This window comes from Gemmatimonadota bacterium, assembly GCA_041390125.1.
In the GTDB taxonomy this organism is placed as follows: Bacteria; Gemmatimonadota; Gemmatimonadetes; order Longimicrobiales; family Gaopeijiaceae; genus JAGQIF01.
In genome coordinates this window covers 207,160-229,313 of sequence record JAWKQN010000011.1, presented here as the reverse complement: position 1 = coordinate 229,313, position 22,154 = coordinate 207,160, and the positions used below count along the sequence as shown (strand labels likewise).

Here is a 22,154-nt window from a genome sequence, read left to right as displayed (position 1 = left end):
AACCCGAACAGCACCACCTGTCCGTCACCGACGGACACCTGGGCGGCGGCCGTGCGACCCGCCAGGTACGCATCTCCGCCCAGGGTCCAGCCGCTGACGAGGTAGTCGGTGTCGGCGTAGCACACCGGCGTCCGGGAGGCTCCGTCGCTGCCGGAATGCTCCAGCACCTGGCTGCCCGCGAACAGGGTGACCGCATCCTCCGCCACGCCCCAGGCCAGCGGGTGCGATGGATCCACGCGCAGCTGGATGATCGACCCGGGAATGAAGAAGTCCTGCGAGTCCACGCCGCGCACGACGTTGCGGAAGGGCAGATCGAAGGCGGCGATCGCATAGTCCACGGACGCATCGAACGCGACCAGCCACCCACCGTCGCGCACGAACCGCCGGATGGCCTCCGTCCCGGCCTCGCCCAGGCCTCCCACGTACCGGTCGGGCATGCTGCCGGGCTCGTGACCCTCGCGGATGCCGCGCTCGCTCTGGTCGGGAAGGACCAGCACATCGTAGTCGGAGAGCGCTCCGGCCTTCACGTCCGCGTCCCACACGTTCGTCCACTCGAAGCCGTACTGGTCCAGCACCCAGCGCGTCCATCCTTCCGGCATGGGAGCTTCCCACGAGCGATAGATGGCGACGCGCGGGGCCCGTACAGCGGCCAGCGCATCGGACGGAGGGGCCTCGGTGACGGGGACGGGCTCGAGACCCATCTCGGCGAGGACCCGTGCGCCGGCAGCGGACAGTCCCGGCAGCCAGTAGGCCCCTGGGGTCGCCACCGGATGCTCCGCGGATCCGGCGACGTCGGACGGATTCCACGCGCGCGTGATCCGGAAGGTCGGCAGGCCCTCCTGCAGCCGCGTCCCGAGCGCACGATAGGTCCAGTTGTTCGTGGCCGGGAGCACGTACCCGGCCGCGCCGTCGGCGAATCCCGCCCGGCTGGGCACCTCGACCTCTCCCCACGCGCCGTCCGGCATCGCGAACGGGGTGTCGATGCCCACGACCGGCAGCCCCATCGAGAAGCGCGGCTCGTAGCCGGTCATGTCGTAGGGTGGCTCCGGAGGTCCCCCCGGGTACATCCGGCGATCCGGATAGGTCTTGGGCTCCATCAGGTCCACGACGTAGGGGCGGAAGGCCTGCGGCGGGATGACGTAGCTGCCCGCGGGGAAACGCTGGTCGTCCGCGCTGAACGCGCCGGCCGCGCGCACGAACTCGATGCCCGACTGCCGCATCAGGTCCATGAACTCGTACACGGCGCTCGGGTCGTGTGCCGCGTCGGGATCGAGCACGTAGGCGAAGGGACCGCCTTCCGCGCGCTGCCCGCGCTCGATCTGCCTGCGTCCCATCCAGTAGTGGTTGAAGAGGTAGTCCTCCTTCAACCGCGCCCCCATGTCGGCTACCGCCTTGGCGGCGGTCATCATGTAGTCCATGGCGTCGCGGATGTGCCAACACCCACCCGGCCAGGGGTTGTTGTAGTTGGTGGACGGCGTCTTCGCCGGCAGGTTTCCCGCACGATCGTTGAAGGCGTCGGGGATCTCGTCGTAGCAGCCGGGCGTGGCGTAGCGATACAGCGCCGTCTCGGTCAGGAAGCCCAGCATGTTGTGGTAGTCCGGACCGCCCCGCATGGAGCCGTTCCACCACAGGTCGTAGACCACGTCGCTGATGACACCAGGCTTGCCCTCCACGTCGAAGCGCTTGCGCATCGAATGACCCATCTGGTTGAGCGAGCTCACCAGCAGCGGGTCCAGGTGGGGGCTCACCGGATTCTCGAAGGGCGGCATCCAGATGCGGGCGGGGAACGGACCGCTCTGGTGCTGGTTGTAGACGATCTGCGGGAACCATTCGTGGTAGAGCGCGCGGGTGACCGCCTGCGTCTCCACCTGCGTGAGCATGTACCAGTCGCGATTGTTGTCGTGGCCGATGTAGTGGTGGTAGAGCTCGGGGACCGGAGCCACCTCGTGGGGGCCGCCCACCTGCGACATGTACCACTCGGCCACGGTGTTGAGGCCATCCGGGTTCATGTTGGCCATGAGCAGCAGGATGGTGTTGTCGCGGATCCGACGGGTCTCCTCCGATTCGTCCGTGACGAACCAGTGGGCCATCTCCGGCATGACCTGCCCGTGCGCCACCTCCGTGGCGTGCAGCCCGCCGTCGATCCACACGATGGCCTTGCCTTCGCGCGCCAGCGCCCGCGCCGTCTCCTCCGCGAGCACGGAGGGGTAGCCGCGCTCCGGATCGCGGGCGTAGGCCAGCGTGCGCGTGATCTCCTTCCAGCGCTCCAGCCGTGCGAGGTTCTCCGGTGTGGAGATGGCCGCCAGGTAGAGCGGCTCACCCCGCGTGCTCTCGCCGATCTTCTCCAGCATCATCCGGTCGCTGGCCCGATCGAGCGCTTCGAAGTAGCGGGCGATGGGAGCATAGGCGGCGAGCGTGTAGTCCTCGCCGGGCGCGAAGCCGATGATGTCGGCGGGTGTCGGGATCTGGGCCTGGAGCTGCAGCGGGGCGCCGACCAGCAGCGCACCGAGCGCGGCGAGGACCCGCGGCCAGATTGAGGCGGAGCGGCGATACGCGGCTGCGGACGACGACGGTTGGGCCACCGGAAGAGCCTCGGAGCGCGGAGGGGCGAGGGGCGCAGGTCTCGCGCCCAGGCCCGGTCAGAGTGGAGACGGGGATGCGGGGCGGCAACCATCCGAGGCCACCTTCCCGCGTCACGGCCTCGACCGCGGGGTGTTCGCGTGCGGGCCACCCCCGGCAGTAGGGGCCTTCCCTGCGCGTACTGCCTTCGCTGGCATACTCCTCGCAAACGGTGGTGGCCCTTCGGCTCGCTCCCCCTCCACCGGAGTGGATCCGCATGAGAGGACTACCGACCCGCCCGGGGCCGGAGGCGGTCGACAACGCGCTGGCCGGCCTCGACGACTCCCGCTGGAACCGGGGCCTGATCCGCCCCCCATGGGCCCGCGAGTGGCTCGGTGCGGGCGTGGGCCTGGTGATTCTGGGGGGCATGGGGCTCGGAGCCTGGACGGCCGCGTGGAAGGGCATCGAGGCGGGGGATGCGCCCTGGATCGCGGGGGCAGCGCTGTGGGGGGTGGGATGCGCGTCCTTCCTGCTGCAGGTTTCCATCCTCGGCGCGCGCTGGCTGCGGTTCCGTGGCGTCGCCCTCCGCCTGGATCCCTTCCCCGCCAGCCCCGGGGGCCCGTTGGGGGGTTCGGTGGAGATGCCGCAGAGCCCGTCGGATGCCCGGTCCTGCCGCGTCCGCATCACGTGCACGCGTGTGGAGACGGCGGGCGACTCGACGCGCCACCACGTACTCTGGGCCGCGGAGGGCCACCCGCGCGTACAGCGCTGGCGGACCGGTCGACAGCGCCTCTCGTTCACGTTCGTCCTTCCGCCCGACCTGCCGTGTAGCCGGGTCCGTGGGAAGGACGGCTGCGACTGGCACGTCGGCCTGTACGTTCCCGGACGAGGCCCCGATCTGGACGTGGTCTTCCTGGTTCCGGTGCTGCCATCGGAAACGCCCCGCGCCGCACAGGAGGCATTCCGGGTCGAGCCGCTGGGTACGGATGCGCACCCGCACCCGAAGGTGCGCGTGCGGGAGCTCGCCGGTGCAGTGCACATCGAGCTCCTGCCTGGCCGCAACCTGCGGGTTGGCGCCGCGGCTGGCGTCTTCGGCCTCGTCTTCGCGGGAGTGGGGGCCTTGCTGGGCGCGGCTGCGCTGGGCGCCTTCGGCAACAACCCGTTCGCTGCGCTGCTGGGCGGTCTGACCGGCTTCGTGGCGCTGGTGTTCGTGCTGCTGGGACTGCTGGTGTTCGGCGTGGGGCTCGCCACCTCCTTCGGCAGTGGAACGCTGATCGTGCACCCGGATCACCTCGTGCAAGGACGGCGCGCTCGGCGTCTGCCCACCGCCGAGCTGGACGCCATCGAGGCAACGCCGGACGCACAGATGGGTCAGGGCGCGTCGGCGACGTTGAGCTATCGCTTCACGGCGGTACCCACCGCTGGTAGGCCGACGGTGCTCCTGCAGGGCGTACCCGGGCCCGGCCCCAGCCAGATCCTCGCGCGACGCATCGAAGCGATCACCGGTGTGCCCACGCGGTTCGTCGCACGGAAGGCGGCGGGCGTGGCGCCCTCCGCAGCACCGTCCCCGAGCGACTGAGTTCACCGCCGCTCGCGCCCGGCCCCTACCTTCTCGCCTTCCACTCCTCCAGCAGCCGCCGCTCGACGGCCGCAGAGAAGCCCGGGCGCCGCTCCTCCGGCCAGTCGTCGTAGGTCTCCCAGTACCAGTCCAGCGTCGACCTCGCCGTGTCGGCGAGGGGACGGCGCGCGAAGCCGTTGGCCCACGCCAGGGATCCATCGATGGCGAACGCGCCCTCGCCGCCGATGTTGCCCCCGAACGATCGCGGACCCCAATCGTTGCGCGCCGGCCACCACAACGGGATGTCGGTCCACGGCTTCTGGTCGCGCTCCAGGAGGAAGTCCGCATCCACCCAGGTGAACGACACGTCCGCAGCGGTGATGGCGCGGATCCCGTGCAGGGTCTCCGCCCACGACCAAACCGGTCCGACTGCGCTGTAGGCTCCCGCGATGCGTTCTTCGGCGATCTGCACGTACCACGCCGCGAGGTCGCGTACATCCGTCACCTGCATGGAGTCTTCGGGCTCACCCGGAGCGAGCACCTCCCCGCCCCGATCGATGCGGACGCACCAGTAGGTCAGCAGGTGGTTGTTGTCGCCCGGCCCGGCGATCCATCCCGGTCGGATCTGCGTGGAGCTCCCGCCGTAGACGTCGCGCACGATCCGCTCGCAGTCGGCCTTGAGGGGACCGTAGAAGCGGCTGGGGTCCTCCGGACGCGTCGACGAGGGCGGATGCAACGGATACGACTCGTCCATCCCCACGGTGTTGAAGTCGCGGTAGGCGTCGATGGTCGAGGTGAAGATGTAGTGGTCGACCGAGCCGCGGAGCGCCTCCGCCGAGGCCCGCACGTGCGAGGGATAGTAGCCGCTGTTGTCGATCACGACGTCCCAGCGTCTCCCGGCGAGCGCGTCGAGCTGGCCGTTGCGGTCTCCGATCAGCTTCTCGACCTGGGGGAAGAGGTCGGTGTTGGTGCGCCCCCGGTTGAACAGCGTGACCTCGTGGCCACGCTCCAGCGCGCTGCGCACCATGTGCGGACCGATGAAGCCGGTGCCTCCGAGCATGAGGATGCGGAGCGCCCGGCGGGGCGGAGCCGCAGGAACGCTCGGATTCCTCGCCGGTGTCGGATGCCGCTCGGCTGCGGTCCGTGCTTCGGTTTGGAGCGCCGCGGCGGCCAGGGCCGCCCCCAGGAATCCCCGTCGGTCCACGCTGATCTCCCCCCTCTGGTGTGCGCCGGCCAACCCATCCACGGCTCGGACCCATCCCACGAAAGAGACCCCGAACCCGCTGCCCGGGTTGCCCCCACGCTGTCCACCCTTCGTCCTCCTGGACCCATGGCTTCGTACGCGCACGCTGGAATCCCGCCGTTCCTCCTGGCGCTCTTCTCCCTGGTGGGGCCGGGTTCGGGGACGGCGCAGGCCCCCATGTTCCGCGGCGGCCCCGCCCACCAGGGCGTCTACGACTCACAGGCTCCCACGCTGGAGGAGGTCGTCTGGACGTTCCAGACGGGCGGCCGCGTCCTCTCCTCGCCTGCGGTCACGGGGGACGTCGTGTTCGTGGGGAGCTCGGACGGCGTGCTGTACGCCATCGATCGGGCGAGCGGCACGGAACGCTGGCGGTTCACCTCGGGCGGCTCGATCGCTTCCTCTCCGGCCGTGAGCGGCGGGCTGGTCTATTTCAGCAGCCTGGACGGAAACGTCTACGCCGTGGACGAGGCCACCGGGGAGAAGCGCTGGACGTTCGCCACCCGGGGAGAGCGCCGCTTCACCGCTCCCGGCATCCATGGGGCCCAACCCCGGACGGAGCGGATGCCGGACCCCTTCGACGTGTTCCTCTCCTCGCCAGCCGTCACGGGCGGCACGCTCTACATCGGGAGCGGCGACCAGCACGTGTATGCGCTCGACGCTGCCACGGGCACCCTGCGCTGGCAGTTCGGGGCGGGCGATGTGATCCACGCCTCGCCCGCGGTGGCCGACGGCCAGGTCATCGTCGGAAGCTGGGACCGCAACCTCTACGCGCTCGACGCGGAGACCGGCAGGGAGCGCTGGCGCTACACGACCGGCAACGACACGGTGATCTACAACCAGATCGGCATCGCCAGCTCGGCGGCGGTCGTCGACGGAACGGTTTTCGTAGGGGGGCGTGACGGACACTTCCACGTCGTGGACGCGGCCACCGGTCACCCCCGCTGGGTCCACGACAACCACGGGGGGTGGACCATCGGCTCCCCGGCCGTCCGGGACGGCGTCGTCTACTTCGCCACGTCGGATGGACGCCGCTTCAAGGCATTGGACGCAGCGACGGGCGAGGTCCGCTTCGACCTCCCCAACCACGCGATCAGCTTCGGTTCCCCGTCGATCGCCGGCGACCGGGTGTACTACGGGACCTCCGACGGCTGGCTGCACGCCGTGGACGTGCGCACCGGCCGCTTCGCGGCCCACTTCCAGTCCGACGGGTCCAAGGCCAACCTCGCGCCCTGGACGGACTCCACCGGGGTCTTCGAGTCCGGGCGGATGTACCCCGACCGTACGCTGGACGGCATGATGATCGGGATGCGCACCATGTTCACGGTGGGGTCGTTCCTCTCCTCACCCAGCATCGTGGACGGTGTGCTCTACATCGGGAGCACGGACGGGAAGGTCTACGCGCTGCGGTAGGAGACCGGCTCACCGTTCTTCCGCGCCGCTCCAGCACGGGACCGGGCCAGGCGCCGAGCCCGGAAACGCCGGGCTCAGCCGGTCCCGGGGCTGCCTCCATGGCGCGCCGGCGTCGGGTACCACACTCTTGGTGCCGACCCGAATGCGACTCGTCCGTCCCGGAGACCCCGCTCCATGCCCACCTCCGCTCCGTCCTTGAAGTCGACCCTGCGCGCCCTTTGCCTCGCGCTCGTGACCGCCCTCCCGGTCCAGGACGCCGCCGCCCAACGCCAGGGGGGTGGGGAGGAGAACGGCTCCCGTTGGGACGTCACCCAGGCCCGCGGAGCGACCCGCCAGATCGACTTCACCACCGAGGAAGGCACCCGCATGGCGGTGGACCTCTCCCCGGACGGGACGTGGATCGCCTTCGACCTCCTGGGGCACATCTACCGCATGCCGGTGGCGGGGGGCGAGGCACAGGTGCTCACCCAGAGCGCGGGGGTGGCGCTGTCCGTCCAGCCGCGGATCTCGCCGGACGGGTCGAGCATCGCCTTCATCACCGACCGGGGTGGCCAGTACAACCTGTGGATCATGGACGCCGACGGCGGAAACCCGCGCGCGGTGTTCAGCGACCTGAACGTGACCGCCTTCGAGCCGGCCTGGACGCCGGACGGGGACTACATCGTGGTGCGGCGCGCCACGCGCGGTGCCCCCGGCGGCGGCGGGGGCGGCGGGAATGGCCTCTGGCTCTATCACAAGGACGGAGGCCGCGGCGTCCAGCTCGTGGGGACGGACGGCGGTGCGCCGTCCTGGCCGACGGTCTCCGGGGACGGACGCTTCCTCTACTTCCAGGTGAACCGGAACGTCTCGGACGGGCAGCCGCTGAGCGGCTCGCAGCAGGTCAAGCGCTTCGAGTTCAAGACGGGCGAGATCGTCGACATCAGCGCGGGCATCAGCGACGGGGCGGCGGCCGGCCGGCAGTCCAGCGGTGGCGCCGCCGCACCGGAGGTCTCACCGGACGGCCGTTGGCTGGCGTTCGCGCGCCACATCCCCGACGGAGTGCTCTCGTTCAAGGGGCAGGAGTTCGGACCGCGCAGCGCGCTGTGGCTCCGCGATCTGCAGACGGGCGCCGAGCGCCTGCTCATGGATCCGATCGAGCCCATCATCGCGTCCGGGGGCAAGACGCTGGGTGTGTTGCCGCGCTACGACTGGGCGAGCGACGGCCGCTCCGTGTTGATCACACAGGGCGGGAAGATCCGGCGTGTGGACGTGGCCTCCGGGGACGTCTCCACGATCCCGTTCCAGGCGCGCGTGCAGCGCACCATCTCGGAGATGGCCCGCAAGGAGTTCCGGATCACGGACGATCCCATCGACGTGGTCTTCTTCCGCTGGCCCACCTCCACGGCCGACGGCGGCACGCTCGCCTTCCAGGCCGTGGGCCGCATCTACACGCAACAGGGCAGCGGACAGCCACGGCGGGTCACGGCCGAGAGCTTCGATCCGCTGGAGTACATGCCGGCGTGGAGCCCGGACGGACGCTGGATCGCGTTCGTGAGCTGGGACGACACCATCCGCGGCCACGTCTGGAAGGTGCCGGCGGCAGGCGGACAGCCGCAGCGCCTGAGCCGCGAACCCGGGGACTACGCCCACCCGGTCTGGAGCCCGGACGGACGCTCCGTGGTGGTGGCGCGAGGTGAGGGCGCCACGGCGCGCCAGCAGACGATGACCGCGAACGCGTATTTCGATCTCGTGCGGTTCTCCGCGAACCCGCCTTCCGGCGGGGAAGCCGGGGCGTACGTCGTCACCATCCCGGGAGAAGGCGTGGCGCGCCGCCAGCTCGTAGGTCCGTCGTTCGGACCGGACGGGCGCATCTTCTATCCGGAGATCCGGGAGCCGGAGGGAGGTGGCCGCAGCCGCACGTCGCTCATGAGCGTGGCCGCCGACGGCAGCGACAAGCAGGAGCACCTGAGCTTCCCCAACGCCGAGGAGATCGTGCCGTCCCCCACCGGGCGCTGGGTGGCGTTCCAGGAGGGGGACAACGTGTACGTCCAGCCCATGGGCTGGGAGTCGCTCGGCGGCGAGGTGCTGGAGGTGGACAAGCGCCGCGGAGCGCTCCCCGTCACGCAGCTCACGCGCGACGGTGGCCTGTTCCCGCGCTGGCGCAACGAGACCACGCTCGAGTACGGGAGCGGCCCGCGGCACTACGTCCATCACCTGGACACGGGCGTCACGGATACCACGACCCTGGCGCTCCGCGTCCCGCGCGCTGTGCCGCAGGGTCGGATCGCGCTCACGGGTGCCCGCATCGTCACGTTGAACGACCGTCAGGTGATCGAGAACGGCACCATCGTGGTGGACGGCAGCCGGATCGCCTGCGTGGGCCAGTGCGACACGAACGGCGTGGCCCGCACGATCGATGCGCGCGGGAAGACCATCATTCCCGGCTTCGTGGACATGCACGCGCACCACTACCGGGAGTGGCGCGGCATCCGGCCCCGGCACGACTACGAGCAGGCCATCTACCTCGCGTACGGCGTGACCACCACCATGGACGTGTCCATGTGGAGTCAGAACATGTTCCCGACCGCCGAGCTCATCGAGGCGGGGGAGATGATCGGACCGCGCGGGTTCAGCACAGGCGACAACCAGTCCGGCGGGGATGGTCCGCACACCAACGAGATCTCCAACCTCGCGGATGCCGTAGCCGCGGTGCGGCGCCTGACCGACTGGGGTGCCACGCAGATCAAGCAGTACGCCCAGCCCCGGCGGGATCAACGGCAGTGGTTCAGCGAGGCCGCCCGTCAGATCGGCGTGAACATCACGTCGGAGGGCGGCTCGTTCGTCGAGAACCTGGGCATGATCATGGACGGCCAGACGGCGTGGGAGCACGCCTTCAGCGAGGTCCCCATGTACTCCGATGGCGCCCGCTTCCTGGGACAGGCCCAGGCCACCTATTCCCCGACCCTGGTGGTGGCCGGGCCCGCCGCGTGGAGCATCGAGTACTTCTTCCAGGAGAGCGATGTCTGGAAGGATCCCAAGCAGCGCCACTGGTTCCCGTGGCGCATGCTGGTGCCGCAGACCCGCAACCGCTGGCTCCGCCCGACCACGGATTACTCCTTCCCGCTGATCGCGCAGGCGATGGCGGATATCATCTCCGAGGGCGGGTACGGTGCGGTGGGCTCCCACGGGGAGCACCACGGCCTGGCCACCCACTGGGAGACCTGGATGGGCGCGAGCGCGCTCGGCAACCACGGCGCGCTGGAGGTGGCCAGCCTGCACGGCGCCCGCCTGCTCGGCGCCGATCAGGACCTGGGCTCCATCGAGGTGGGCAAGCTGGCCGACCTGATGATCCTGAACGCCAACCCGCTGGACGACATCCGCGCCACCACGGACGCGCAGTACGTCATGAAGGGCGGGACGCTCTACGAGGCCATGTCCCTCGACCAGGTGTGGCCCAACGCCGTACCGTTCGGACCGGCCTACTGGCTCAACGATGACGCCATGAAGACGGATACGGTGGGGACGGACGTGTTCGATCGGCGGGGCGGGTGAGGCGGGTCACCCCATCACCACCAACCACACCGAGATGGTGACCACCGACACCGCGGAGGCTACCAGGACGGTCTTGGCGGCCACGCCCTGCGCCGCGTCGTAGCGCGCGCCGAACAGGTAGACCATGGCGCCGCTCGGCAGACTGGCCATGACCACCGCCACGGCGGCCCAGGGTGCGCCCAGACCGAGGACGGGAACGGCCAGGATCCAGGCCAGCACGGGTTGGAGCACCAGCTTGAGGGTAGCCAGGGCGGCTGCGGGCCCCAGCTCGCCTTGGAGCGGATAGCCCGCGAGGGACGCGCCGAGCGCGAAGAGCGCACAGGGGATGGCCACCGTGGCCAGCAGAGCGGCGGTGGCATCCAGAGGCGCCCAGAGGCCGGTCCCCAGCGCGTTGACCAGCAGCCCCAGCAGGATGCCCACGATGATGGGGTTGGCGAGGATCTCCCCGACCAGGCGGGCCCACCGGACGCCGGGTCTCGCCTCCGTACGAGGTCGCCCCGACTGGATCAGCGCCACCGTCACCGGCAGCAGGGTGATGGAATGGAAGGCGATGATCATGAAGACGGGCAACTCGGCTTCCGGCCCGAAGGCGGTCAGCAGCAGCGGGATGCCCAGCAGCACCGTGTTGGAGAACCCCGCCCCCATGCCGTAGATGGCCTGCTCGTCCCGCGGCCGCCCGAAGCGGAAGCGAGCCACGGCCATCCCGGCCCCGTACGCGAGGAAGGCGCTCGCGTAGTACGCCAGCAGGAACGCCCACTCGATGTGGTCCGGGAAGTCGATCCGGGCCAGCCGATGGAACAGCATGGCCGGGATGGCCAGGTTGAACACGAAGCGCACCAGGCGCTGTGCGCCGGTAGGCCCGAAGAGACCCAGACGCACGGCCAGGAAGCCGAGGACGATCACGCCGAAGACCGGCGCGATCGTGGTGACCAACGTGCTCACGGAGCGGCGGTCTTCCCGCCGCTCCCGGCGAATCCGGTCACCGCGGCGCTCCCTCCCGCGGCGGCCCGAAATCCGTGTACTTGAACGCCCGCAGCGGCTCCGTACGCGGCCACACCATGTCCAGCGTGTTGCCCTCGTACAGCTCACCGCCCTTCATCACCCAGCGGATGGCCGTGCTGTTGCGGATGTCCTCGAGCGGGTTGGCGTCCAGCACCACCAGGTCCGCGACCTTTCCCACCTCCAGGCTCCCGAAGTCCGCGGCCATGCCCATCCCCGTGGCCACGTTGATCGTGCCGGTGCGCAGGACCTCGTGCGGGGTCATGCCGGTCATCTCCAGCATCCACAGCTCCCAGTGCACGGCCAATCCGTGCACCTGGCCATGCCCGCCCGCGGCGACGTTCCCACCTGCGTGCAGGATCGGCGCGGCAGCCGCGCCGCCTTCCAGGAAGTAGTAGTCCTCCAGCGCGAAGCGCTGGCTGTTGCGTGACTTGTGATCCAGCGCGTCGTGGGTCAGGAAATGCGCCAGCTTCTCGTTCGCATGCACATCCGTGGTCTGATACCAGTAGAGCTCGCCCTGATACGTGCTGGGCGACGCCACCACCAGGGTGGGCACGTACATCGTCCCGGAGCGCGCGTAGAGCTGCACCACGTCGTCGTAGATGTGCACGACGTCCGTGGGCGCGTGCTCGATGGCGGTGTAGCCGTCCAGGATCATCGCCACCTGGCGCATCACACCCCCGCCCTCCGCGGTGGTGTTGATGCCGAGCTGGTCGGCCGCCTGCAGCATCCACTGCATCTGGCGCCGCTGCGGCTGCATGTACTGCTTGGTGGAGATGGAGCCGCGGTCCACGTAGCGCTGCACACCCGCGAGGGCATCCTCGAACCGTTCGATCTTCACCGCCCGCGTGGTCTGGGACGGCCCCGTCATGAAGATCCGGGGTCCGAGCATCCGTCCCGCCGCGATCAGTTCCCGGTAGTGGAACTGGTCCGTCGAGGCGTTCACGTCCCGTGACATGGTCACACCGAACGCCAGGTTGACCAGCGGCTCGGGCGCGATCTGCACCAGCACGTCGCGCGGCATGCCGCGGATGTGGGCGTGCGCGTCGATCAGGCCCGGGATGATGGTCTTGCCGGTCGCGTCGATGACCCGCGCCCCCTCGGGCACCTGCACGGACCCGGACGGGCCGATGGCGCGGATGCGGTTGTCGGTCACCACGATCGTCGCGCCCTCGATCACCTCGTCTCCGCGCATCGTCACCACGCGCGCACCGGTGAGCGCCACCGTCCCCTGGGGACGCGGCGTTGCGACGGTGAGCGCGATGCGCTCGTGGACGGCCTGCTGGTCCAGGGCCGAATCCGGCGCCGCCGGCCCGAACACACGATCGAGATCGAGGTGGGAGAAGACGTTCGCGAACACCCAGGTGAGCGTCTCGCCCCCGTCCGCCCACCCGAGGTCCTGGCCACCGTCCCGGGTCACGCGCTGGACGGGGCCCGGCCCCGTGCGCTCGGTGATCGTCGCCGTCTCGTTCGTGGGCGGCAGCGCCGCCACGAACACCTCCTCCCGGAGTGTGAACGCCAGCCAGCGTCCGTCAGGGGAGGGCAGCATCTCGTCGGCCCCTTCCACCTTCGCCAGCTCGCGCCGCTCGGTGCCGTCCAGGCGGACGGAGACCAACGTGCCGTTCTCCGCGAAGGTGATGCGGGACCCGTCCGCAGTGAACGTCAGGGCGTTGTCGGAGGGGATGGAGACCACGGACTGCGCCTCGCCCCCGCTGCTCGGGATCCACTCCAGGAAGCCCGTGTTGCGCGTGTCGCGGTTGCGGGTGGCGGCCGGATCCTCACGGACGTAGGCGATCCGGCTGCCGTCGGCGGACCACGCCGGGTTGGCGTAGTACGCGGGGTGGGTGGTCAGCCGCTGCGGCGTCCCGCCCGCTGCCGGCACCCGCCACACGTGGCCTCCCTCCGTCTCGTGCCAGCTCACGAAGGCGATGCTGCTGCCGTCCGGGGAGAACGTGGGCTGGTAGTGGCCCGCGCCGCCGGCGATCAACGGACGCGGCGTACCGCCCGGCAGGTCCATCACCCAGATCTGGTTGAGCGTGCCGAAGACGAGCCTCCGCCCGTCCGGGCTGCGCTCGGCGTAGCGCACGTTGCGGATGGCGATGGAGTCCTCCCGGAACGGCATCTGGTGCTGGATCCGCGGTCCGAGCTGCTGCTCCACACGCGCCGTGAAGGCGATGGGGCGCACGTCGTGCGTGCGCACGTCCACCTCGTGGAACGTGCCTTCGGACACGAACACCACGGCGCGGCTGTCCGGCGTGAACGTGAACCGGGTCCGGTCGTCCGGGGCTTCGCGGTCGATGGGGAAGACCAGCCACTGGTCCTGCTGGGTCACGAGGTTGCGCACGCGCAGACCGCTCTGCGCGTCCACGTCCGCGACGTAGACCAGCCAGGCCCCGTCCGGTGAGACCGCGGGCCGTGCGGCACCGTTGGGGGTGTTGGTGATCTGCGCCACGTCCCCCGTGCGCCGGTCCAGACGCAGGATCTGCGCGCGCGCCGGGATGCCGTTGCCACGCTGAGCGGCGGTCGCCTGCGGTCCCTCGGTATCGCGAAAGAATACGTAGCGACCGTCCGCGCTCCAGCGGAAGCCGCTGCCCTCCGCCTCCTCCGCCAGGGCCATCCCCCGTCCACCGTCCACATGCACCAGCCAGGCCTGGCGCCCCGTGTTGGGCGTGGCTTCGTCGTTGCGGCGGACCAGCACGTAGTCGCCGTCGGGTGACCACTCCGGGTCGTCGTAGTGCAGGTCTCCGCGGTCGGTGGTCACCGGTCTCGGGTTCGAGCCGTCCGCGTCCACCACCCAGAGGTTCTCGTTACCACTCCGGTCGCTCACGAACAGGATGCGGCTCCCGTCCGGCGAGAACACCGGCTGCAGGTCCAGGGCCGTCCCGCTGGTGAGTCGCGTGGCCGTCCCACCGCTGCGCGGGACCGTGTACAGGTCCCCGAGCAGGTCGAACAGAAGGGTCTGCCCGTCCGGGGAGACGTCCACGTTCATCTGCGTGCCCTGGGTGGTCTCGAACGTGATCGTGCGCGTAGGCGTGATGCAGAGGCTGTCGCAGGCGCTGGCGCGACCGGCCGTGCGGGCCTGCTGGCCCGCGAGGGCGGAGGAGCCCACGAGGGTGCCGACGAGCACGATGAGCGGGACACAGGGGTCCAGGCGAACAGGGCGCAGACGGGACATGCAGGGGCTCCGGGAGCGTAGGGTCGTCCGGACGGACGGGCCGATGACCGTGGCCTTGAACGTAGGGGCCGGACCGGAGTGGCGCACCGAGTCGGCCCCCCTTCCGGCCGGAGGAAGGGCGGGTTGCGATCCGGTGCGCGGAGGCCTACGTCAGCCCCATGGACCCTCTCGGGCTCGTCCTCTCGGTGGTGCTGCTGATGCTCCTGGCGGCCGCATTCCTGCGGCTCCGGGCCCGGGGGACCGCATCGGGCGCCGGCCTGGACGACGATCACATCCGGCGGATCGTCGAGCACGGGACGCTCGCCTTCGAGGAGGACGAGCCGCTCGACGAATCGGAGATCGAGCGGGCCGAAGACGCATTCTGGGACGAAGAGCGCTGGGACGAGGCGGAGGAATGGTGATGGAGGGGCAGGCGCACGGCAGCTACCACTTCGGTCCGTTCCGGCTCGACCCCGCTTCGGGCGAGCTCTTCCGGGACGGCAGCCCGGTGCCGCTCGAGCCCCGTCCCACCCGTCTGCTGATCCGTCTGGTCGAACAGCCCGGACATCTCGTCTCCCGAAGGGAGCTCCGCGAGCTGGGATGGCCCCGGCTCCCGGGGGCGGCGGAGCAGTCGCTGAACACGTGCATCCGGCAGATCCGGCAGGCGCTGGAGGACGATGCGTCGGCCCCTGCGTTCGTGGAGACGCTGCGGGGTCGCGGCTACCGCTTCATCGCACCGGTCGCGCACGCACCGGCGCCGGCGGTGCTCACCGGCGCGAACGTCGTCGCACCCACGACCCCGGTCTCCGGAGGATGGGACGCGGTCCCCTCGCGCAGGCGCGCGCGACGTGCCCGCCTGCTCACGACCGCCGCCGTCGCGGCGGTGGTCGGGGTGGCCCTCGCGTCCGTCGCCACGGTGGCTCGTCGCGGTCCACCGGCTGCGTCCCCGCCCGTAACCTCCCCAACCGCCCGGGTCGAACCGGAGCTCGGCGGAGACGCGGCGTCGCCGTCACTTCCGGACGAGGTGCGCCTCTTCGTCCTCAAGGCGCAGCACCTGGCGCGGACCCACGGCGATCCGGCCCTGGGCGTTGCGCTCCTCGACAGCGCGCTGGTGCGCGCGCCGGAGCTCGCCCCGGCGCTGGGGCTGAAGGCCGAGCTCCTGCTGCGGCTCGACGACCCTGCCAACGCACGCAGCGCGGCGCTGGCGGGGCTGCGCCTCGATCCGTCCGACCCGGGCGCGCTGCGCGCGCTCGCCGGCGTCCAGATGCTGGACGGGACGTGGACCGAGGCCGAGGCCTCGCTGACGGGCGCGCTGTCCGCCCATCCCGACGATCCCACCACGCTCACCGCGCTCGCCTTCCTGCTCACGGTGCAGGGTCGGTTCGACGAAGCGCAGGAGGCGCTTGCGCACGCCGAGCGCGGCGATCCCCTCACCCCCCTCCTGTTGGCGGACGCGGGGCTGCTGCACCTGTGGGCAGGACGCTTCGACCGCGCCGCCGCGGCCTGCCGCGAGACGCTGCAACTGGATCCGCGGGCCGTCTGGGCCCTGGGGTGCGCGTTCGATGCGCTGGTGCGGGCGCAGCGCCACGCGGAAGCTGCCGAGGTGGGACGCACGCTGCTGGCCACCTACGGCGCCGAGGACGTTCCGGAACCGTCCGCCGACCCCGCCACTGTGCTGGCACGGGTCCGGCAGTGGCGGGTGGCCGCGTGGGAGGACGCCGTGCGCGACGGAGATCCCCCGTTCTACCTGGCGGTCGCCTACGCGGACGCGGGCCGCACGGTCGAGGCGCTGCGCGCGCTGGAGGAGGCCGCACGGCAGCCCTCCCTGGCGGTGCTCTCGGCGGCGGTCGAGCCCCGCTTGCGCGCGCTCGCCGACGAGGTCGCGTTCCGGAGCGTGCTCCGCCGCCTCAAGTTGAGCGGCTCCCCGGCCCGGAGCTGACCCCTTCACGCAGTCCTCATGCGATCCTCACGGACTTCGCATGGCCTCGCACGCCCGTGCGTCCGATCCTGCGGCGAGCCCCATTCGAAGCGAGGAGACGCCATGGGACGTGCACGCGCGCCGCAGCCGGTCCTTCGTCCTTGGCTGCGCGCGATCGCGCGGTCAGCTACCGTGCTGGGTGTCTTCGCCGGGCCCGGCGCCGCCCAGACCCCCGATGCGCAGCCCCCGTTCGACGTGGACAACCGGGCGCTCTGTGCCGCCGAGTACCACCTGGGCGGGTGGGTTCCCGGGGACCCGGACGCGCCTCCCGGCATCGGCATCGAGTTCGCGTGGGGCATCCCCGGCAAGACCATCCTGGACGCGGAGTACCGCGAGATCGAGGGCCAGCGCGTCCAGGTGAGCCAGGGCTTCGCGGGCTATCACTACGGCACCCAGGAGATCCAGTGGGTGTCGTTCACCCGGGACGGGGTCCGGCCCTTCGAGGTCATGAACATCGGGTGGATGGAGGTACTTCCCGGAGACACGCTGGTGCGGCACTACCGCAGCTACGATCCCGATACCAGCAGCCGCGAGTATCGCGAGACCTTGAGCCCCATCGATGAGAACACCCGCCGGAACACGATCCTCTATCGGGCCGACGACCGGAGCTGGCAGCCGTGGGGCGTCTTCACGCACGTGCGCGAGACGCCACGCGTCCGCTCGGCGGAGTGCGCCGGGATGACGCCGGGACGCTGACCGACGGGGGCGCCGCGGGAAGCGCGACGCCCCCTCGGCCGCACCCGCGCGGCCTGCGGGATCAGCCGCTGCAGGGCGTGTTGTTCTGGTTGCCGTCCCAGCAGGACTTCACGCCGCCGTTGTACCCGGGCGCGATGATGTAGCCCGTCCCGGTGCCCGCATCCCAGCCGATCTCGACCTCCACGTTCTCGGAGGCGTCGTACCAGGTGACGAGGTGGTCGTCTCCGTCCCGGTCGGCCGTCAGCATGTCTCCCACGTTGGGGCCACTCGTCACGGTGATGGTCACGCCGTGGACGACGTCGCTCTCGTGGGTCCAGTCCACCCGCACCACCTCGGTGGGCGTGCCCGGCCGGGTGATCTCGTTGAAGCGCCACGTGCCGGCCGTCCGGTCCAGCCGCGACGTGCCGCTGTACCACACGAAGTCGTCCAGGGGCGGATTGGTCTGGGGCGCCGTGATGCGCATGTCCCACCCGACCTGATCCCCCTGCACGGCGCCCGACAGGTGCGCGGTCCACAGCTGACCGGCATGCGAGGCGGTGTAGCGCCAGTGCCAGCGGTCGTCGTCCTCGAAGGAGGGCGTGTTGTTGGCCGCGGCCGCGAACACCGCGGCCGGCACCACGAGGTGGAGCGCCGTGATGGCTTGGGCCACCACCACGCTCAGCGCGGCGGTGGTGAAGTGGAGCCCCACACCCGACGCCGCGGCATGCTCCTCCGCCCGCGCGATCAGCGCGGCCAGCTCGTGCACCTCGGCCGCCTGGGCCGGGGCCGCCCCCAACAGCCCGAAGTCCACGTTCATGCTGGTCGCGGCCGGAAGCTCCGGTGGGGTGCCCGGGTCCGCGCCGGGTCCGGTGCCGGTGTCACAGGCGCCCAGGGCGGCGGCGGCGAGGAGGAGCGCCCACGGCGACGTCCGTCGGAGCGCGCGCGGAATCGGAGATCGGTGGGATCGGCTCATGGCCCTTCCATCCTCGTGGGTTCGAGGGTCGCCGGATCCGCCCCCTCGGCGGCTCCGTTCCTGGGTGGGTGTCCTCCGCCCCGATTCCATAGGACACGGCGCGTGGGGACGGGTACCTCCGGGATGTCGGCCAGACGTCCGGCCAGTTCCGGGCCAGGCAACTGGGGAGCCGGGATGAGACAGCCCTGAGGGACCTACGGTCGGGCCGACCCTCCAGGCGTGGGGCGCCGGGGCTCGATTGAACAAGGCCATGATCCTTGCTATCGTAAGGCCATGAGTAAGGTCACCAGCAAGCGCCAGGTGTCGATCCCCAAAGAGGTGGCGGATCGGTACGGAATCGAGCCCGGGGACGAGATCGACTGGATCCCCGCCGGGGACGAGATCCGCGTGGTGGTCGGTGGCTCGGTCGGGACGCAGCGCCTGGGTGTAGCCCAGCGCCTGGCCCTCTTCGACCGGGCGACGGAGCGGAGGGACCACCGAGCGGCGGGGGCCGCGCAGGAAGAGCGCCCGGACGCCCCGGGCGGTCGCGCATGGACCCGGGACGAGCTGTACGGTCGTGGCCGCTCTGGTTGACACCAACGTCCTGGTCTACCGGTTCGACCCACGCTTCCCGGCGAAACAGGCGCGCGCGGACGCGCTGCTCCGGGAAGGGATCTCGGCCGGCAGCCTGCGGCTCGCCCATCAGTCCGTCCTGGAGTTCGTGGCGGCCACGACGCGCACGCAACGCGACGGCACCACGCTCCTCAGCCCCGACGTGGCCCTGCGCGAAGCCGAAGACCTGCTCCGCCAGTTCGACGTGGTGTATCCGGACGCTCGCGTCGTGCGCACCGCCCTGCAGGGGATGGCGGCCTATCAGCTCTCCGTGTGGGATGCGCACATGTGGGCGTGCGCGGAAGTGCACGGGCTGGGTGTGCTGTACTCGGAAGACTTCGAGCACGAACGCTGGTACGGCGGCGTGCTGGTGCTCGATCCGTTCAAGGAGACCGGCACGAGCGGTTGAGTCGCTCGAGTCCCTCCGGCCGAGCGGACACGACGACCCGGGATCTCCGGGCGCCGGCCCGCACGCGCCCGTCTACCGCGATCCCACCGCGAGCAGGCTCCGCACGGCCTTCAGTGCCGCCGGGTGGTAGATCGTGGCGTGCGTCTCGTCCGGCATCGGCTCCACGTGCCAGGTGAGGCTGCCCGGCGCCCCCTGCGCGAGGATCTCCCCCAGCCTCCCGGTCAGGAGGGCGATCGTCTCCTCCGAGCTGTGGGCCAGCCAGAGCGTACGTGACCCCGGCACGCGGGGAATCCAATTGCGTGCCGTCTCCACCAGGTGCCCTCGATTCCACCAGAGGCTGGGATCGAAGGCGATGTAGGTGTCGAACAGGGTGGGCTCGAGCGCGAGGGTCTCCACCACGAAGAGCCCGGCGAGCGATTCGCCCATGAGGACGGTCTCGCCCGTGGTGGCGTACCGCGCGTCGATGAGCGGCATCAGCTCGGCGCGCAGGAAGGCGCGGAACGCGGCGGAGCCCCCCACGACCGGCGCGATGGTGCGGTCCTCGGGATCGTCCGTGGGGCCGGTGAGGTCGCGCCGCCGTTGCGTGTTCTCGATCCCCACCAGGAGGAATGGACGCATGGTCCCATTCCCCACCGACACCTGCAGCAATCCCGCGACATGCAGGAAGTCCTCGGCGATGCCGCCGTCCGGCATGTAGAGGACGGGACGCGGCGTCCCCGGTTCCTCATCCCAGGCGGGCGGTGCGTACACGTTGATGGTCCGCGTCTCGCCCAGCACGGTGGACTCGAGCGTGAACGTCTCGCCGATCGTGAGCGGCGCAGATGCGGAAGCCGCCGGCGGGGTCGCCTGCTGTCCGACCAACGACCCCGTGAGGAGAAGGAGCGCCATGAGGGTCAGCAGCGGTGTCTTCATCGAGATCTCGGACAGGGGACGCGGGACGTCCAGATGGGTGGACGGGGGAGCCGTGCACGACGCGCTCGGCGCGGGATCAGCATGCTCCGCAACGGGCCGGGCGCAGCCCGCTGGGGCCGTTCCGGGGCGATGCGACCGCACAACATCCCGGTGGCGAGGATCTTGCGGCTAGGCTGGCAGTGGAGGGTCGGGGCCCCTGCAGGGGAGGTCCGGAGGGTACGATGCACCATGGGTTCAGCGCAGTCCTGATCGGTGTCCTGTCCTTGCCCGCGGTCGTGGCGGCCCAGGACAATGCCACCTCGGAGGTGGTGACGGTCTCCGCCACCGCGTCGCGCTCCGTGCGACCGGACATCGCCGAGATCCTGTTCACCATCAACGTCACGTCGGGAACTGCGGACTCCGCCACGTCAGAGGTGGCCGAAGCCGCTCGCGGCGTCGTGCGCGTGTTGAGCGAATTCTCCTCCGAGCCACCGGTCATGTTCACGGACGCCTTCTCGGTGCAGGCCGGGCGCACCGATCAACGCACCGCGCTACCGTTCGAGCATGTCGCCAAGAACGACTTCCGCGTGATCGTCACCGGAGTCGAGTCCGTTTCCGATGTGATCGAGCGCGCTGTGCGGATCGCCAACGTCCAGGTGCGGGGCGTGCGCTTCTCGGCTTCGAACCTGGGATCCGCGCGCGACGAAGCGCTCGCCTCCGCTGTGGCCAGCGCCCGCAAGCGCGCCGAGCTCATCGCGGAGTTGGCCGACCTCAGATTGGGCCGCGTCGTGCACCTGATCGTCCATCCGGATCGTGACGAACCCTGGAGCGGGGCCACGCAATTCGTGGCAAACTCGTCCGGGCCACCGATCCGGCCCCAGGATCTCGTGGTGACGGCGCACATCACGATCCAGTACGCCGTCCTGCCGTAGCCTTCGCACGCGGCCCACGCCTCCTCACCCCGTCTTGCGCACCACCTCCACGCCGCTCCGGCGCAGCTCGTCCAGGTAGGCGTCCGCCGGCACCGCTTCGTCGGGCGTGCGCACGCCCAGCTCGGACACGCGGCCGTCCGCCTGCAGGACGGCCGTGGCCGCGAGCGAGTACCCCGTGCTGCGCATCATGGCCGTCACACCGTGCTCGGTGTCGTAGTAGTCGATGAGCTCGTACCGGATGAGCGCGGGCTTTCCCGCCAGGGTGCCCCGGATGTCCACCCGCAGCACGACCAGGTCGTCCCCGTCCGGGTTGCGCAGGTGTGGCGTCACGGCAGCGATGAAGGCCCGACGGGGGACGACCGTCTGGCCATCCACGTCGATCGGCTCGTGCCCGAACAGACCGATGTCGCGCATGGCCCGCATCAGGTACGTATTGCCGGGATAGCGGAGCGTCTTGTAGACCATCCGGTCGATCCGGCCCTGGTAGCGGTAGGGCATCAGGCTGATGCCGCCTGCGGTGTTGAAGGCCTCCAGGTCGCCCAGCGCGTCGAAGGACACCGTCTCCAGGTCCCCGAGCGGCTCCACCTCGGCCACCTTGCCGTCCTGGAGGACCAGCACCGGCGTCGTCGCGTAGTCGATCACGCCCTCCAGGGAGAAGACGACCTGATAGTTCAGCGGGGGCTTGGGATGCTGGGGCAGCCCGCCCACGAAGAGCTCGACCGCGTTCGTGGTATCGAGGTCGTCGATGCCGGCCTGGGCCAGGATGTTGACCATCCCGGGGGCCAGCCCGCAGTCCGGGATCACGGACAGGCCCGCGGCCCGGGCGGCCTCGTGCAGCTCCCGCTGCTGGCGGACGATCGCCGTGTTGCCGCCGAGATCGCAGAAGTGGGAGCCGGCCTCCAGCGCCAGCTCGGTCATCGGGCGATTGAAGTAGTAGGGCAGGGCGCAGAGCACCCCGTCCACCCCGGCCATGAGGGCCTGCACAGCGCTCTCGTTCCGGGCATCCAGCGGGCGCAGCTCCAGCCGGTCGCCCACGTAGGGCTTCAGGAACGGCCTGGGGTCGTCGACCCGCTGGTCGGCGAGGATGACCTGCTCCACCTCCGGGCGCCGGAGGAGGTCGAACGCGGCCGCGGACCCCTGTGCGCCCGCCCCGAGAACCAGGAATTTCATGAACGTGCCCCCGAAACAGCGTTTGTCCCGCGCAAAACCCGTCCGATCGGCCCGCGGGCAGCCATCGAAGATCATCGGAGC

General features: G+C 70.6%; 16 protein-coding genes. 9 read left to right on the top strand and 7 right to left on the bottom strand.

From position 1 onward, the window contains the following. The coding region (locus R3E98_13775) for a M14 family metallopeptidase (protein MEZ4424473.1) at positions 1 to 2,582 on the bottom strand (2,582 nt) is incomplete at its 3' end. Positions 2,583 to 2,836: 254 nt separating this feature from the next. Between R3E98_13775 and R3E98_13770 the strand changes: the two genes are divergently transcribed. Beyond that, complete coding sequence (locus R3E98_13770) at positions 2,837 to 4,138, top strand: hypothetical protein (GenBank protein ID MEZ4424472.1); 1,302 nt, start codon at positions 2,837 to 2,839, stop codon at positions 4,136 to 4,138. A 25-nt stretch (positions 4,139 to 4,163) separates the two neighbouring features. Here R3E98_13770 and R3E98_13765 read toward each other — a convergent pair whose 3' ends face one another. After that, the gene (locus tag R3E98_13765; protein ID MEZ4424471.1) at positions 4,164 to 5,321 is read right to left on the bottom strand and encodes an NAD-dependent epimerase/dehydratase family protein; all 1,158 of its coding nucleotides are present in this window, start codon (positions 5,319 to 5,321) and stop codon (positions 4,164 to 4,166) included. A gap of 126 nt (positions 5,322 to 5,447) precedes the next feature. Here R3E98_13765 and R3E98_13760 point away from each other — a divergent pair, with 126 nt between their 5' ends. Both R3E98_13760 and R3E98_13755 read left to right on the top strand, forming a co-directional pair. Then, positions 5,448 to 6,770 carry a PQQ-binding-like beta-propeller repeat protein gene (locus R3E98_13760; GenBank protein ID MEZ4424470.1) on the top strand — a complete coding sequence of 441 codons (1,323 nt, stop codon included), beginning with the start codon at positions 5,448 to 5,450 and terminating at the stop codon, positions 6,768 to 6,770. Positions 6,771 to 6,944: 174 nt separating this feature from the next. Beyond that, positions 6,945 to 10,301 (top strand): amidohydrolase family protein, encoded by a 3,357-nt coding sequence (locus R3E98_13755; GenBank protein ID MEZ4424469.1) that lies wholly within the window; start codon positions 6,945 to 6,947, stop codon positions 10,299 to 10,301. A gap of 6 nt (positions 10,302 to 10,307) precedes the next feature. Here R3E98_13755 and R3E98_13750 read toward each other — a convergent pair whose 3' ends face one another. Continuing rightward, the gene (locus R3E98_13750) at positions 10,308 to 11,243 is read right to left on the bottom strand and encodes an AEC family transporter (GenBank protein MEZ4424468.1); all 936 of its coding nucleotides are present in this window, start codon (positions 11,241 to 11,243) and stop codon (positions 10,308 to 10,310) included. A gap of 37 nt (positions 11,244 to 11,280) precedes the next feature. Next, positions 11,281 to 14,475 carry an amidohydrolase family protein gene (locus tag R3E98_13745; protein MEZ4424467.1) on the bottom strand — a complete coding sequence of 1,065 codons (3,195 nt, stop codon included), beginning with the start codon at positions 14,473 to 14,475 and terminating at the stop codon, positions 11,281 to 11,283. 158 nt (positions 14,476 to 14,633) lie between these two features. Between R3E98_13745 and R3E98_13740 the strand changes: the two genes are divergently transcribed. The 3 genes from R3E98_13740 to R3E98_13730 all read left to right on the top strand — a co-directional run bounded on the left by R3E98_13740 (position 14,634) and on the right by R3E98_13730 (position 17,128). Continuing rightward, positions 14,634 to 14,876 carry a hypothetical protein gene (locus R3E98_13740; GenBank protein MEZ4424466.1) on the top strand — a complete coding sequence of 81 codons (243 nt, stop codon included), beginning with the start codon at positions 14,634 to 14,636 and terminating at the stop codon, positions 14,874 to 14,876. Further along, positions 14,876 to 16,393: a winged helix-turn-helix domain-containing protein gene (locus R3E98_13735; GenBank protein ID MEZ4424465.1), complete on the top strand. Its 1,518-nt coding sequence runs from the start codon at positions 14,876 to 14,878 to the stop codon at positions 16,391 to 16,393. Before R3E98_13740 ends, R3E98_13735 begins: the two co-directional genes overlap by 1 nt. Positions 16,394 to 16,495: 102 nt before the next feature. Further along, a complete protein-coding gene (locus tag R3E98_13730; GenBank protein ID MEZ4424464.1) occupies positions 16,496 to 17,128 on the top strand; it encodes a hypothetical protein in 633 nt (210 codons plus the stop codon). A 61-nt stretch (positions 17,129 to 17,189) separates the two neighbouring features. Here R3E98_13730 and R3E98_13725 read toward each other — a convergent pair whose 3' ends face one another. Next, the gene (locus R3E98_13725) at positions 17,190 to 18,080 is read right to left on the bottom strand and encodes a hypothetical protein (GenBank protein MEZ4424463.1); all 891 of its coding nucleotides are present in this window, start codon (positions 18,078 to 18,080) and stop codon (positions 17,190 to 17,192) included. A 273-nt stretch (positions 18,081 to 18,353) separates the two neighbouring features. Between R3E98_13725 and R3E98_13720 the strand changes: the two genes are divergently transcribed. Continuing rightward, a complete protein-coding gene (locus R3E98_13720) occupies positions 18,354 to 18,653 on the top strand; it encodes an AbrB/MazE/SpoVT family DNA-binding domain-containing protein (GenBank protein MEZ4424462.1) in 300 nt (99 codons plus the stop codon). Next, positions 18,637 to 19,080, top strand: a complete 444-nt coding sequence (locus tag R3E98_13715) for a PIN domain-containing protein (protein MEZ4424461.1) — start codon at positions 18,637 to 18,639, stop codon at positions 19,078 to 19,080. The genes R3E98_13720 and R3E98_13715 overlap by 17 nt, the downstream gene beginning before the upstream one ends. A gap of 72 nt (positions 19,081 to 19,152) precedes the next feature. Here R3E98_13715 and R3E98_13710 read toward each other — a convergent pair whose 3' ends face one another. Beyond that, positions 19,153 to 19,992 carry an alpha/beta hydrolase-fold protein gene (locus R3E98_13710; GenBank protein ID MEZ4424460.1) on the bottom strand — a complete coding sequence of 280 codons (840 nt, stop codon included), beginning with the start codon at positions 19,990 to 19,992 and terminating at the stop codon, positions 19,153 to 19,155. Between the two features lie 221 nt (positions 19,993 to 20,213). Here R3E98_13710 and R3E98_13705 point away from each other — a divergent pair, with 221 nt between their 5' ends. Continuing rightward, positions 20,214 to 20,903 (top strand): SIMPL domain-containing protein, encoded by a 690-nt coding sequence (locus R3E98_13705; GenBank protein MEZ4424459.1) that lies wholly within the window; start codon positions 20,214 to 20,216, stop codon positions 20,901 to 20,903. Between the two features lie 24 nt (positions 20,904 to 20,927). Here R3E98_13705 and R3E98_13700 read toward each other — a convergent pair whose 3' ends face one another. Next, positions 20,928 to 22,073: a saccharopine dehydrogenase C-terminal domain-containing protein gene (locus tag R3E98_13700; GenBank protein ID MEZ4424458.1), complete on the bottom strand. Its 1,146-nt coding sequence runs from the start codon at positions 22,071 to 22,073 to the stop codon at positions 20,928 to 20,930. Positions 22,074 to 22,154 lie beyond the last annotated feature (81 nt).

Coding starts and splice junctions, on each gene's coding strand:
- R3E98_13770 (MEZ4424472.1), top strand. CDS start 2,837: ATGAGAGGACTACCGACCCGCCCGGGGCCGGAGGCGGTCGACAACGCG.
- R3E98_13760 (MEZ4424470.1), top strand. CDS start 5,448: ATGGCTTCGTACGCGCACGCTGGAATCCCGCCGTTCCTCCTGGCGCTC.
- R3E98_13755 (MEZ4424469.1), top strand. CDS start 6,945: ATGCCCACCTCCGCTCCGTCCTTGAAGTCGACCCTGCGCGCCCTTTGC.
- R3E98_13745 (MEZ4424467.1), bottom strand. CDS start 14,475: ATGTCCCGTCTGCGCCCTGTTCGCCTGGACCCCTGTGTCCCGCTCATC.
- R3E98_13740 (MEZ4424466.1), top strand. CDS start 14,634: ATGGACCCTCTCGGGCTCGTCCTCTCGGTGGTGCTGCTGATGCTCCTG.
- R3E98_13735 (MEZ4424465.1), top strand. CDS start 14,876: ATGGAGGGGCAGGCGCACGGCAGCTACCACTTCGGTCCGTTCCGGCTC.
- R3E98_13730 (MEZ4424464.1), top strand. CDS start 16,496: ATGGGACGTGCACGCGCGCCGCAGCCGGTCCTTCGTCCTTGGCTGCGC.
- R3E98_13725 (MEZ4424463.1), bottom strand. CDS start 18,080: ATGAGCCGATCCCACCGATCTCCGATTCCGCGCGCGCTCCGACGGACG.
- R3E98_13720 (MEZ4424462.1), top strand. CDS start 18,354: ATGAGTAAGGTCACCAGCAAGCGCCAGGTGTCGATCCCCAAAGAGGTG.
- R3E98_13710 (MEZ4424460.1), bottom strand. CDS start 19,992: ATGAAGACACCGCTGCTGACCCTCATGGCGCTCCTTCTCCTCACGGGG.
- R3E98_13705 (MEZ4424459.1), top strand. CDS start 20,214: ATGCACCATGGGTTCAGCGCAGTCCTGATCGGTGTCCTGTCCTTGCCC.
- R3E98_13700 (MEZ4424458.1), bottom strand. CDS start 22,073: ATGAAATTCCTGGTTCTCGGGGCGGGCGCACAGGGGTCCGCGGCCGCG.